The organism is Microcoleus sp. B3-D7 (assembly GCF_036705305.1).
Taxonomy (GTDB): domain Bacteria; phylum Cyanobacteriota; class Cyanobacteriia; order Cyanobacteriales; family Microcoleaceae; genus Microcoleus.
Map to the genome: position 1 here is coordinate 194,260 of NZ_JAUBUE010000007.1, position 12,881 is coordinate 207,140.

The following is a 12,881-nucleotide window of genomic DNA, read 5'->3' on the forward strand; positions in this document are numbered from 1 at the left end:
GGGCTCGCTCACCAATCTGACCACACTCGATCTCGGCGACAATAAAATTACCGACATCAGCTTCCTTGGCTGGCTCACCAATCTGACAACACTGAATCTGGCCAGCAATCGAATTAACGACTTCAGCTTCCTCGGCTCGCTCACCAATCTGACAAGACTCGATCTGGGCTACAATCACATTACCGACTTCAGCTTCCTCGGCTCGCTCACCAATCTGACAACACTGGATCTGGCCAGCAATCGAATTAACGACTTCAGCTTCCTCGGCTCGCTCACCAATCTGACAAGACTCGATCTGGGCAGCAATCGAATTACCAACATCAGCTTTCTCGGCTCGCTCACCAATCTGACAACACTGAATCTCAACTACAATGTAATTAACGACATCAGCTTCCTCGGCTCGCTCACCAATCTGACCACACTGCATCTGGCCAGCAATCGAATTACCGACATCAGCATCCTCGGCTCGCTCACCAATCTGACCACACTGTATCTCGACAGAAATCGAATTACTGACATCAGCGCCTTGCGATTGCTCACCAATCTGACCACACTGCATCTGGGTCACAATTACATTACCGACATCAGCGCCTTGCGATCGCTCACCAATCTGACCACACTGAATCTCGGCGACAATCGAATTACCGACATCAGCATCCTCGGCTCGCTCACCAATCTGACCACACTGTATCTTAACAAAAATCAAATTACCAACATCAGCTTCGTCGGCTCCCTCACCAATCTGACCACACTACATCTCGACAGCAATCGAATTACTGACATCAGCTTCGTCGGCTCGCTCACCAATCTGACCACACTGTGTCTCAACAGCAATCAAATTACCGACATCAGCGCCTTGCGATCGCTCACCAATCTGACCACACTGTCTCTCTACGGCAATCGAATTACCGATATCAGCGTGGTAGGCGAACTCGCACAAAAAAGTCTTACTCTCTCGACTAGGCCAATTGAGGCTCAAAAAGCCACAGAAGCAATCAAAGTTGCCTATGTTGCTATTGGCTTAGAAGAACCTGAAGTTATTATTTGCAGCAGTCCCCGCGACGCTTATCTCCAAATCTTAAACTTGCTCGAACACGACCATTTACAAAAATGCTCAGACGAATGGGACAGCAATAGATTGGGCGAAGAGCTAGACTGGAAATGGATGTCCCCATCGATTGTGAAAGAATTTGCAAGTCCGCCGGTGTGGGGGTATGAGTTCGATCGCATGACGATCGAGCCCGAAGCAGACAGCACACTGAGTTCGCTAATGTACGAATCGGTTGGCAGCTATGCGCGATCGGAACGAACGAAACTAACTAAGGGGAATGTTTCCCCCAATTATTTGTTATACCTGAGATCCCCTGACACCCCCACGACTTTGTTTAAAGAAATCTATTTGACCCAATTGTATATCTCTTCATTAGGCATCAATCTCTCAGAAAGAGCACAAGAAATACATCACTGTCAAAAGCTGCTGTTCGAGCATTGCGGTTTGATATTTCCCTTTGAAAAGATTTGTTATGTATGCGATCGCCCCCGCCACCTGCGCTTTGACAGTCAAAACCGCTTGCACGCGGAAGGAGAACCTGCCATTGAGTTTGCGGACGGATGGAATTTTTACTATTATCATGGCGTCAGATTGCCTGAACAATACGGCCAACTCCCCCCAAATAAATGGAAATCCAAATGGCTTTTAACAGAAGAGAATGCTGAGCTGAGGCGAGTGTTAATTCAAGTAATTGGCTACACTCGCATAATTCAAGAATTAGCAGCAAAACAAATAGATAGTTGGCAGGAATATGCACTATTACAAATCGATAACGCCGATGTCGAGCCGATTTGTTTGTTAAAAATGACTTGTCCGAGTACGGGATTCATTCACGCTTTGAGAGTTCCACCTAACCTGACATCAGCGAGGGAGGCAATTCGCTGGGCAAATTGGGATATCGATCCAGAGGAATTTTCCGTGCAGACTTGATATATAGCCTTTCTCACGTAAATTAAATGCTAGTGGGCTGCGGGCATAGCAGATATAAAAGCGTTTGAATTTTTAATTTCAGAAGGGGCTGACAATTAATTTAAGAACGGGCTAGGCTAGCTGTAGACTTCTATTTCCCTGCCAGAAATGCACCGATAAAATTACATTCACCCTCCAAACATGGCTAAACAACTAGCAATAGAAACTCGCGGGCTGACGAAACAATTCGATCGCCATATAGCCGTCAATGACATCGATTTGCAAGTAGCAGCAGGCGAAGTATGCGGACTGATCGGGCCCAACGGTGCCGGCAAAACTACTTTGCTGCGGATGTTGGCGGCGGCTGAGGAACCGACTACAGGGGAAATTTATATCAATGGAGATAGGTTGTTGCGCGATCGATCTCACCCAATTCTCAAACAGCGCATCGGCTTTCTTCCCGACGACTTTCCCCTCTACGACGACTTGACTGTTTGGGATTATTTAGACTATTTTGCCCGACTCTACAACCTCCAGCAACCGCGCCGCCGAGAGCGAATCAACTCCGTGTTAGAACTCGTGCAACTAACCAACAAGCGCAACAGCTTAATTTCTACCCTGTCGCGGGGGATGAAACAGCGCCTGAGTTTGGGGAGAACTATTATCCACGAACCGCTGTTGCTGTTGTTAGACGAACCGGTTTCTGGCTTAGATCCGATCGCCCGAATGCAGTTCCGCGAAATTATCAAAGTTTTGCAAGAAGCCGGCATGACCGTAGTCATATCATCTCACGTCCTCAGCGACTTAGCCGAACTTTGTACCTGGGTCGGCATCATGGAACTCGGATATCTGGTCGAAAGCGCACCTTTACAAGAACTTTACAAACGCCTCAGCCGCCAGCAAATTTTTATGTCGGTTTTAGGAAATCAATTAGAAGCGCTAACATCGGCCTTAAAAAACTTTCCTTGGGTGGAAAATTGGGCAATAATCCCGGAAACTCAACAGGTGTGCGTTGATTTTTCAGGAAGCCCGGAAGATGCGGCAAATTTATTACGCGAACTCGTCGCGGCCAACATTCCCCTAACCGAATTCCACTGCACTCAAGAAGACTTAGAAACCATATTCCTCAAGATGGGACACCAGCAAGCATCTTAATTTGCTAGTTTCCGGTTTACCAGAATAAACAGTGAGTTATAACTGAGTCGTCACCCATTCCTAATCACCAATAACCAATGACACTCCACTTACTAGACAAAATAGGCAACTGGAATCCCCAGTTATTTCGAGAAATCAAAGGCCGCTTGAATACTGGCAATATGGCGCTAGCCTCTGCCCTTTCCCTAAGCGCTCAACTGCTGCTGTTCATGTCTGTCAGCGCTCAGATACCCGTTCCCCCTCCGAATGGGGAGTACACTTACCCCATCTATCACAGATTTTGCTCTTTAGATAACGCCCATCCCTATGAAAAAATCTGCGTCAGAGATGCCTTCAGCAACTTTGTCATTAACTGGCGGGAGTGGTGGTTAGAGATATTCGTTTGGCTGAGCATATTTAGCGTCTTAGCTTTATTAGTAGCAGGGACTTATCTACTTGTCAGTGACTTAGACAAGGAGGAACGCCGCGGCACGCTCAACTTTATTCGCCTCAGTCCCCAGTCTGCCAAAACAATTTTTATCGGCAAAATCCTTGGTGTCCCAATTTTACTTTATCTAGCAGCAATTCTGGCCGTACCCCTGCACCTGTACGCTGGATTAGCTGCTCAAATACCTCTGAATGAAATTTTATGTTTCTACATAGCAGTTGCAGCTAGCTGTGCTTTATTTTACAGCGGTGCGATGCTATTTGGATTGACAACCAGTTGGTTGGGAGGATTTCAACCTTGGTTGGCTAGCGGTATGGTTTTTGTGGTGTTTGGGATTTCTGCGCTCCCGTTCACACGAACTGCTTGGGATTTGTTAAAATTTTTGTCTCCCCTTGCTATCCTGAGATATCAGCTTTTTCTAGTTGATAGAGGTGAGTTCGATTCGTTAGTTGAAGACTTAGACAAGCTGCAATGGTTTTACTCGCCAGTGGGTACAAATATTGCGAGTGGCCTTGCTTTGTCTCTCTTGGTTTGTGGTACAGGAACCTATTGGCTGTGGCAGGGATGGCAGCGTCGCTTTCCCAATCCCAGCACCACAGTTTTGAGCAAGCGGCAAAGTTATTGGCTAGTTATCTGCTGTCAGCCAATAATTTTAGGGTTTGCACTCCAATCAAACCCCCTATCAGGCACGAGTCTCCCCACCTTACTGATCTTGAATTTGCTGATGTTTTTTGCTTTAATTGCAGCTTTAACATCTGACAGACAATCTTTGTACGATTGGGCGAGGTATCGGAAACAAATCGTTCCCACCAGTCAGAAGCTGTGGCGACGCTACCCACTACTCGATTTAATTTGGAGCGAGAAAAGTCCCGCTATAGTTGCGATCGCGATTAATCTCCTCAGCTCAGTAATCATTTTAACACCTTGGGCGCTGTTGGAAAAACCTCAGATCAACGAATTTGGGGGGGTAATTTGCTGCCTGAATCTTATCCTAATTTACGCAGCCATCACCCAACTATTCCTATTGACAAAAACCAGAAATCAGGAAATTTGGGCCGCAGGCACTGTCGGTAGCGCTCTCTTGTTGCCACCTCTGATTTTATCTATGCTCTTGCTAACCCCAGAAAAAGCTCCTATTCTCTGGTTGTCTTCAACATTTGTTGGCTTTTGGTTTTCGTCTTCGTCTTCTTTCCCAGCATCAGGAAATACCATTTTGTTCTCCATACTCAGTCAGTGGAGTGTCTTGGTGTTGTTGAATATCAAATTGCGATCGCAACTCAAACTCGCAGGGCAATCAGCTTCTAAAGCACTGCTGAAAGCGTGAAAAAGCCGGGAAGAGTTCAAACGTGAAACTCCGATTCAGGCAGGGATTTAAACCTCTGCCTGAAAGCTTAAGTCGTCTGAAAACGACTGTTTAACTAACTTATTATGCTAATTCCGCATTTATAATCAACTTTATATTGAGCGATGGTGGTCGCCGCTACACAAACAAAGACTACCTTCGGAGGTTTTAAGATTAAAGTTGAAAAATAATTTCTGACCTTACAGATCCAAAATTATAGAGTCAGCGTATATTACTAATGAACGCAGTACAAAATTTCATAGGTTCGCACCGCTAAAAATTTCAGCTTGCCTGTTTGCAGTTGAGCTGCGATCGCCCTTGGCTACACAGCCAACTATAAAATACGGCTAAGCGATCTGTATTTAGGAGTGGGTTTATTGGAATTTGGGGGCAGGTTTATATATCATTTTAGCTGCGTGTAATACTTTTACGGCAACCCACCCATAAAGCCGAAAATAAGAAAAACTATCCTAAAAGTGCGAGTTTGTGATATTTTGACTGAGAATGCCGCCGCCGTTAGGCAACAGAAGTATCAAATTTAGAGGGTAATTAGAACATGGCAGAAATTAGAGACACCGCCCAAGCAAACTTGCTAGCAGGAACTCCAGAAGATGACCTGATTTTTGGTTTGATGGGCAATGACACCATTGCCGGAAACTCTGGTAATGACAGCATTTATGGAGGAAAACAAAGCGATTTAATTGAGGGCAATTTAGGTCAAGATTCGCTTTTTGGAGATTTAGAGAACGACACTATTAACGGCGGAGACGGTAACGATTTTTTAGTGGGCGGAAAAGGCAGCGATTCCATATCGGGCAACTCCGGGAATGATGTTTTGTCGGGCGATCGAGATACTGATGTCCTGATAGGCGGAGACGGGGCAGACTTATTTGTTTTGAGGCGCTACGCGGAGGCAGATCCTGGTCGTACCAGCGGCGGTGCTAATTTCGCAAATGCTGACGCGATCGCCGATTTTGTACCAGGTACAGATTTAATCGGTTTGGCGGGAGGTCTTAGTTTTAGCGACTTGAATATTCAGGAAGCTGGAAACGATACTGTTATTCAAGACCGAGTGACTGGAGAATTTCTCGCTACTCTCAGAGGGGTGAGACAAAGTTCGATTAACCAGGCAAGTTTCACTAATAATATTGGCAGCGTTGTTCCCAGCCCCCCGCCTCCAGCCCGGACAACAGCTTATGCTTTAACTCCTGCTAATCGGATTGTCGGTTTTAGTCTTTCCAATCCGGGAAGTGTAGTCTCAGATTTGCCCGTGACTGGATTGCAAGCGGGAGAAAGTTTGCTGGGAATAGATTATCGGCCGGCTAACGGTTTGCTTTACGGTGTGGGTTCTAGCAATCGCTTGTATACTGTCAATCCGATGACTGGGGAAGCAAGTCCAGTCGGTAACGGGCAGTTTGCTGTTCCCCTAACTCCGGGGGCTGCGGGTTTTGATTTCAATCCGACAGTTGATCGAATTCGGTTTGTCAATGAAGCGGATCAAAACGCCCGCCTCAACCCGGATACCGGGGCACTTGTGGATTTTGACACGCTGGCGGGGGGAATTCAACTCGACGGGAATTTGGCTTACCGGGCGGGCGATCGCAATTTTGGAAGTTCTCCGGCTGCTGCTGGGGCTGCGTATGTGAATAACTTTGCCGGGGGTACTTCGACAACGCTGTTTGTAATTGACAGCGATTTGGATGTTTTGGTGCGCCAAGATCCGCCGAATAATGGAGTGTTGAATACGATCGGATCTTTGGGAGTTGATGCAACTAGCGTTCTCGGCTTTGATGTCAGGAGTATTGGCGGCCGCGAGGTGGCAGTGGCGGCGCTGGAAGTTGGGGGCGTTTCGGGTTTGTACAATATCAATTTAAGTAGCGGTCAAGCTTCCTTTGTCGGTCAAATTGCCGACGGGAGACAGATTAACGGTTTGGCTTTGCCTTTGCCTACAGCTTACGCTTTAACTGTCAGAAATGGCGCTGAAACAATTGTCGGTTTTAACGAGGCGGCACCGCGGGCGATTCTCAGTGACGTGGCAGTTACAGGGTTGCAGCCGGGAGAAAGTTTGCTGGGAATTGATTTTCGCCCCGCTAACGGTGTGTTATACGGTGTGGGTTCTAGCAATCGCTTGTACGCGATCAATCCCGTGACTGGGCAAGCAAGTTCAGTCGGTAGCGGACAGTTTGCTGTTCCCCTAACTCCGGGGGCTGCGGGTTTTGATTTCAATCCGACAGTCGATCGAATTCGGTTTGTCAATCAAGCCGGTCAAAACGCCCGCCTCAACCCTGATACTGGGGCACTTGTGGATTTTGACACGCTGACGGGGGGAGTTCAACTCGACGGGAATTTGGCTTATGCTGCGGGCGATCGCAATTTTGGCAATCCCGGCGCGGCTGCTGCTGCTGCGTATGTGAATAACTTTGCAGGGGCAGCTTCGACGACACTGTTTGCAATTGACACCAATTTAGACATTTTGGTGCGGCAAGATCCGCCGAATAATGGGGTGTTGAATACGATCGGGTCTTTGGGAATTGATGCTGGTACCGTTCTCGGCTTTGATATCAGGAGTGTTGGCGGTAACGAGACGGCTTTGGCTGCGATCGAAGTTGGCGGAGTTTCCAGCCTATACAATATCAATTTGACCACCGGTCAAGCTTCGATTGTCGGTCAAATTGGTGACGGGCGAGGGATTAAAGGTTTAGCACTGACTTTGATTTAACTGCTAGATTCCCAGCGATTTTAGGCATCAATTATGTACTTTTTAGGTAGAAACTTGAAAGAAACTCAACTTTTATACAGTCGGAAATTGTCAGTCTAAAATCGTTTGGGCAATTCCAAATTCCCAATTTGAGGTAACATATTATTTTGCCAACCAAGATAATATGTTATCTCAAGTTTTTTACTTGCTACGTTCCCGCAGTGACGGCAAATATCTGTCCGCGAATCCCAATCCAGATGCGGCAGTGAGTTACCTGCTGATGTTTCGCGAAGACTATGAGGCTTTAAGCTATCTCAACGCCCACGCTGCTGATGTTGCCGATCGATTCGGAGTAGAATCGATTTCCGGTTCTCAGGTAAAAAAGCTACTCGAACGTTGGGGATTTAACGGTGTGGGCGTTGTTCAAGACCCGCTGTTACCCAATATTGAGTTTTTATTGACAAAGGATTGACAATTGACAAGATTTGCCATTCACCCGGTTTCAGGAAGAAATCGGGTTTTTTTGTCAAGTTTTGAGCCGATCGCCCGATCGAGCTTGTACACTTGTGTGCCCCATATCTAGTGCAAATTGTCAAATATATTAACCTTTTACCCTAAATCTGAATCCTGTTGTATATTCGTAGTCTGTTGATATATTCCGACACGTCAGTACACAACCTATGGTTCGAGAATTAGAGCGATCGAGTGCCAGCGAGAAACGCAACCTGTCCGATTTCCCCGAAACAGCACCCGCAGCCAATCCAGTATTTTTTAGGACTTACAGTCGCCGTACCGAGACGGGAAGGGAGACTTGGGCCGAAGTGTGCGATCGAACAGTCAAGGGGTTGCAAAAGCTGGGAAACCTCACCCCCGAAGAAACACAACTGCTGCACCGGATGCAAAACCAGCTCAAAACCCTCGCTTCAGGCCGCTGGCTGTGGGTAGGTGGCAGCAAATGGATCGAACAACCAGAGAATTTTTCCGGCGCATATAATTGCTCCTCAACAAATATTCTCGACTGGCGTTCGTTTGGTTTGTTGATGGATTTGGCAATGATGGGCTGCGGCACTGGGGCAGTCTTGGAACCACAATATATCAACCAACTGCCGCCGATTCGCAACCGTTTAACCCTAACCATGCAAGGCGAAATCGGCTCTACACCCGCCCAGTTGCGCCGTCAAGAAACAGAAGTAAAAATTGCAGAAAAAACCGCAACTATTTATGTCGGAGATTCTCGCCAAGGTTGGGTAAAATCCTATCAAACTTTGCTGGAATTATCCACAGATGAAAGATTTGCAGGAGAAGTTCAAGTATTTATCGATTTGAGCGACGTTCGCCCGGTGGGAGAACCTTTAAAAGGTTTTGGCGGAGTAGCAAATCCGGTGAAATTGCCCGACCTTTATCAGCGCTGCGCCGCTATTTTGAATAAAGCTTTAGGGCGACAGTTAAATTCAGTTGAATGCTGCGTATTGATAGATGAAGCTGCGGTGACAATTGTTGCTGGAAACATTAGAAGATCGGCCGGAATGCGTCAGTTTTATGCTGATGACGAACTCGGAGCAAATGCTAAAAATAATTTGTGGCAACAAGATGAAAGCGGCAACTGGAGAATAGATCCAGAACGCGATGCCCTTCGGATGGCCAACCATACGCGAGTTTTCCATACCAAACCTACACTAGAAGAATGTATTGATGCTGTCCGAAAACAGTATTACAGCGGCGAAGGTGCGATTCAATGGGCCGGGGAAGCTGTAGCTCGATCTAACGTTGATTTACTTTCAACACCGAGCCTTAGAAGTGAGTTTTTGAAAGCTTACGACGAAGGAAAAGCTAAAGAGTGGTTGCAGGAACGCCATCCTAATATGACTGCTGGCGAGTTAGAGCATCGGTTAGTCCGTGTGGGCTTAAACCCGTGTGGTAAGTAATTTTGCCTCACGTAAAAAACCTCGCAAAATCGGAGAAGACTGAGATGTTAACTCCGAGGTAAGTAAGGGAATTAAAAGTCCTTTACCACCGTAGAGCGTACCGGGTGAACCTTCTTTTTTGAAGAATATAATCCTGGCAAGAGTGCGGGGCATTTACAACTAAAGTAGATGAAAAAGTACGCCGATCTACAGGGAAAAGTGAATCTGTAGAACTAAAGGATAAAAAGCCTTTAGGGTAACAAAAATGGAAATCATCGGCTCTAATTTTCACTGTAATTTGGCAGAAGTTCACCTCAATCAAATTGACCCTTACAACTTCAAAGAACAGGAGGAAGCTTTCAGGGCTGCGGCTCTATCTGTGGCGGTACTTCTCAATCACAAATTTCTTGAACCCCGCTATCAATACAGCCGCGAACTAGACCCGATTGTCGGCGTATCTTTCACGGGATTGTTCGATTTCTTCGTTCATGCTTTTGGCGTTGAGTGGCTGCGCTGGTGGGTGGAAGGCCGCCCGCAAACTCCGCAAGGAATCGCTTTTAAACAGCGGGAAGAAGAGTATTTAAGCGGTTGGCGCGAGATTGTGAATCGGGTAGTATGGGATTATTGCGATCGCCATTCCTTAAAACGCCCAAATCGCTGCACAACCGTTCAACCATCGGGTACTAAATCTCTCCTGACAGGTGCTTCGCCGGGGTGGCATCCGCCGAAAGCCCAGCGTTTCATTCGCCGAATCACTTTCGGCAAAAACGACCCCGTAGCCCTCGCCTGCATCGACTACGGATACAACGTGATTCCGTCTCAATCTGACAAAGATGAAAACGGCAATTTGCTGAACAATCCCTTTGACGAACGCTGTACAGAATGGCTGGTAGAAATACCTGTTGCGGTAAGTTGGGCTGATTTACCCGGTGCTGATGAAATTGACATTAACAAATTCTCAGCGGCGGCACAAATGGACTTTTATATGCAGGTGCAAAAGTTCTACGTGCGGCATAACACCAGCGCGACTATTGAGTTGCGGGAAAATGAAGTAGAAAGTTTTGGCACTAGGATTTACGAGGCGATTCGCGATGATGAAGGCTACATTTCCGCAGCGCTTTTGGCTCGGTTTGATGCTCTTGAAACTTTCCCGCGTTTGCCCTTTGAACCGATAAACAAGGAAACTTACACCAAGATGGTGGAAGAGACTTTGGCGCGCCGCGAAATTGATGTTTTTCATGCGGCGCTGAGTCGCTATGACTTAGGTGAAATGATGGATTCGGGGCCGGCGGGCTGCGATTCTGATAAGTGTTTGATGCCGGAGACTAAATAGATTTAGCGATCGGCTTAAGTATGAGAAATCCCCTGGCTTTGGGGATTTCTTTTTTTTGAGTTGCACAAAAATGCTAAAGCTTTGATTGAGGCTGTTCTGGACAAGAGGCGATCGCTCTTACAGCCAAAATTGTTTATCCCCATCCAATGCACCCGGAGAAATCCCTTGTAAACGACGATAAGCGATGCGATCGGAGCCATATAGCGGTACAGGTAAGCGCGGCTCTTTAAGGGCTCCATGATGTAGTAAGGTAAGTTTAAGAGTTGCTTCTACTACACTATCAAGGGCTTGCTGAATAATCGATCGCTTTCTGACGATCGGGAGCGAGCAATATCTTCAAGCTCGACTTAATATAAGCTTTTCCTGTGTTAATTCCCGGTACATATAATTTTGAATTATCTTCAATCCCAAAATAGGTGTTGTTTTGCCCGCTCGACATAAAAACACACAAAAAACCTGGCGCAACCAGGTAGAAAGATTCATGACTAAAAAAGCGATCGCAATAGCTGTTTGTGAAGTATTATCAAGTTTGGCCATGATCCGATTCAGACCGAATCTTCGTTACCGCAAGCCCCGAATTTGCCCTCAATCGCATTGCGAATTCTCTCATCTTCCAACGCTTGCCTCTTTTTTTCTTTGCTGACATGAGCTGGGGGTCTTCCTAAAGGCGGCCCACTGATTCTGATGCCTCTTTCTTTACACCAAGCTCGGTTTTTTTTGTACGATAAATCCGATCTGCATGAACTGATTCTGGATAGTATCCTGTGAAGCTATGATATGCTTCTACTTGTGCTTTTAAGTCCCCTGATTCGTTGAAATTATCCCAGCTCATTCGGTCTAAGAATACATACCCTTCAAAGCAACTGGCTGATATAGCGTTTCTCAGATAGATCAGGTACAATAACAGCAGTGAGTAAACCAATTCCCAAGATCGGATAATGTAACTTGATTGAAGGCAAACTCTATCGCTTTTGCTAATTCTCGATAATTAGTCGTCTTGATAGAACGGAGAATGTTTTTGAGTTTTGACCATAAATGTTCAATTGGTGAGAAGTCGGGAGAATAGCAGGGCTATTTCATTCTGATCGAAAGGCTGATATGATATTGGATTGATTCTCACTATCAGGCCCGTCTACGATGTCTCAACTTGCCATTGTCGAAGCTTTTACAGCCCTGCCTGATACGCGGCGTACCGCAGGACAACGCCATACCCAAGCTCTATGTTTAGCTTTGTTTACTCTGTCGGTGACGGCTGGAAATCGTGGATTTCTGGCGATTGGAGACTGGCTTTGGGCCTACCATGATGAATTGGTAGCCATGAAAAGCGCCACCCAAAGGGCGCTTACCGTCTTACAGCACAATTCGGCGGACACGGCGTTGCGACTCGATTACCGGGATTACTCGGCTTGTTTATCTCGATTCTTCGGCATTCAACCTTTACCTGGAGAAACCATTGCCACCGACGGCAAGGTGCTGCGAGGCCAGAAATGAAGCCATCAGCGATGACCCCACAGTAGACTCACATCCGGCGATTATGCTGGTCACGGCTTATATTGTCGAGCGGGGCTTGATTCTAGAACCCTACGAAGTCGAGTCGAAAACGAATGAAATCACTGCTTTGCCTGCCTTCATCAAACAGATGGCATTACAAGGAGTGGTGTTCGCTTTTGATGCCATCAGCACCCAAAAAAACAGCGACTGCAATCATTGACAGCCATAACGACTATATCGGTGAACTCAAAGGCAATCAGTCAGGCTTACTTGCAGCTGTAGTAGCCAATTTTCAACCACAAGCAACGACGCAACAAATCAATAAAGGGCATGGTCGCATTGAAAAACGCACCGTCAGCATTAGTCATATCCTTGATGGAATTCCCGATTTCCCTGGACTACAAACCTTGATTCGAGTTCAGTCCGAACGCCTTGTGCATCGGGCGACCATCATTGAAGTCACAACCGAAACTCGCTATTACGTTGCCTCATTTGGGTGCATCTCACTTTTGCAAATACATCAAGCGGAAAGTTGACCATTGAGATAAGCACAGCGCAGAGAAAGGATAGA

8 protein-coding genes and 3 pseudogenes are annotated in these 12,881 nt (G+C 46.6%); 10 read left to right on the forward strand and 1 reads right to left on the reverse strand.

Going from position 1 to position 12,881, the window contains the following annotated elements; genetic code table 11:
- Positions 1-55 precede the first annotated feature (55 nt).
- The 8 genes and pseudogenes from QUB25_RS29775 to nrdJ (QUB25_RS08220) form a co-directional block, all read left to right on the forward strand.
- Positions 56-865 (forward strand): annotated as a pseudogene (locus QUB25_RS29775) (leucine-rich repeat domain-containing protein); the annotation flags it as partial.
- Positions 866-1,477: 612 nt separating this feature from the next.
- Positions 1,478-1,981: pseudogene (locus QUB25_RS29780) on the forward strand (DUF6745 domain-containing protein); the annotation flags it as partial.
- A 180-nt stretch (positions 1,982-2,161) separates the two neighbouring features.
- On the forward strand, positions 2,162-3,115 hold the full coding sequence (locus QUB25_RS08195; RefSeq protein WP_333182680.1) for an ABC transporter ATP-binding protein: 954 nt from the start codon (positions 2,162-2,164) through the stop codon (positions 3,113-3,115).
- A 77-nt stretch (positions 3,116-3,192) separates the two neighbouring features.
- Positions 3,193-4,866 (forward strand): hypothetical protein, encoded by a 1,674-nt coding sequence (locus QUB25_RS08200; RefSeq protein WP_333182681.1) that lies wholly within the window; start codon positions 3,193-3,195, stop codon positions 4,864-4,866.
- A gap of 574 nt (positions 4,867-5,440) precedes the next feature.
- Positions 5,441-7,603, forward strand: coding sequence for a DUF4394 domain-containing protein (locus tag QUB25_RS08205; protein WP_333182682.1), 2,163 nt, complete (start codon positions 5,441-5,443; stop codon positions 7,601-7,603).
- Positions 7,604-7,766: 163 nt separating this feature from the next.
- Positions 7,767-8,054 carry a hypothetical protein gene (locus QUB25_RS08210; protein WP_333182683.1) on the forward strand — a complete coding sequence of 96 codons (288 nt, stop codon included), beginning with the start codon at positions 7,767-7,769 and terminating at the stop codon, positions 8,052-8,054.
- A gap of 208 nt (positions 8,055-8,262) precedes the next feature.
- Positions 8,263-9,507, forward strand: a complete 1,245-nt coding sequence (gene nrdJ, locus QUB25_RS08215) for a ribonucleoside-triphosphate reductase, adenosylcobalamin-dependent (protein WP_333061085.1) — start codon at positions 8,263-8,265, stop codon at positions 9,505-9,507.
- Positions 9,508-9,751: 244 nt separating this feature from the next.
- The gene (nrdJ, locus tag QUB25_RS08220; RefSeq protein ID WP_333182684.1) at positions 9,752-10,819 is read left to right on the forward strand and encodes a ribonucleoside-triphosphate reductase, adenosylcobalamin-dependent; all 1,068 of its coding nucleotides are present in this window, start codon (positions 9,752-9,754) and stop codon (positions 10,817-10,819) included.
- A 336-nt stretch (positions 10,820-11,155) separates the two neighbouring features.
- Here the strand turns inward: nrdJ (QUB25_RS08220) and QUB25_RS08225 are convergent.
- Positions 11,156-11,693: pseudogene (locus tag QUB25_RS08225) on the reverse strand (transposase); the annotation flags it as partial.
- A gap of 263 nt (positions 11,694-11,956) precedes the next feature.
- Here QUB25_RS08225 and QUB25_RS08230 point away from each other — a divergent pair.
- Together QUB25_RS08230 and QUB25_RS08235 are read left to right on the forward strand one after the other, a co-directional pair.
- Complete coding sequence (locus tag QUB25_RS08230) at positions 11,957-12,310, forward strand: hypothetical protein (protein WP_333182685.1); 354 nt, start codon at positions 11,957-11,959, stop codon at positions 12,308-12,310.
- Between the two features lie 113 nt (positions 12,311-12,423).
- Positions 12,424-12,846, forward strand: a complete 423-nt coding sequence (locus QUB25_RS08235) for a hypothetical protein (RefSeq protein WP_333182686.1) — start codon at positions 12,424-12,426, stop codon at positions 12,844-12,846.
- Positions 12,847-12,881 lie beyond the last annotated feature (35 nt).

Bases quoted from the DNA above. Each gene is read 5' to 3' on its own strand.
- QUB25_RS08195 (WP_333182680.1), top strand. From the start codon at position 2,162: ATGGCTAAACAACTAGCAATAGAAACTCGCGGGCTGACGAAACAATTC.
- QUB25_RS08200 (WP_333182681.1), top strand. From the start codon at position 3,193: ATGACACTCCACTTACTAGACAAAATAGGCAACTGGAATCCCCAGTTA.
- QUB25_RS08205 (WP_333182682.1), top strand. From the start codon at position 5,441: ATGGCAGAAATTAGAGACACCGCCCAAGCAAACTTGCTAGCAGGAACT.
- QUB25_RS08210 (WP_333182683.1), top strand. From the start codon at position 7,767: ATGTTATCTCAAGTTTTTTACTTGCTACGTTCCCGCAGTGACGGCAAA.
- nrdJ (WP_333061085.1), top strand. From the start codon at position 8,263: ATGGTTCGAGAATTAGAGCGATCGAGTGCCAGCGAGAAACGCAACCTG.
- nrdJ (WP_333182684.1), top strand. From the start codon at position 9,752: ATGGAAATCATCGGCTCTAATTTTCACTGTAATTTGGCAGAAGTTCAC.
- QUB25_RS08230 (WP_333182685.1), top strand. From the start codon at position 11,957: ATGTCTCAACTTGCCATTGTCGAAGCTTTTACAGCCCTGCCTGATACG.
- QUB25_RS08235 (WP_333182686.1), top strand. From the start codon at position 12,424: ATGAAATCACTGCTTTGCCTGCCTTCATCAAACAGATGGCATTACAAG.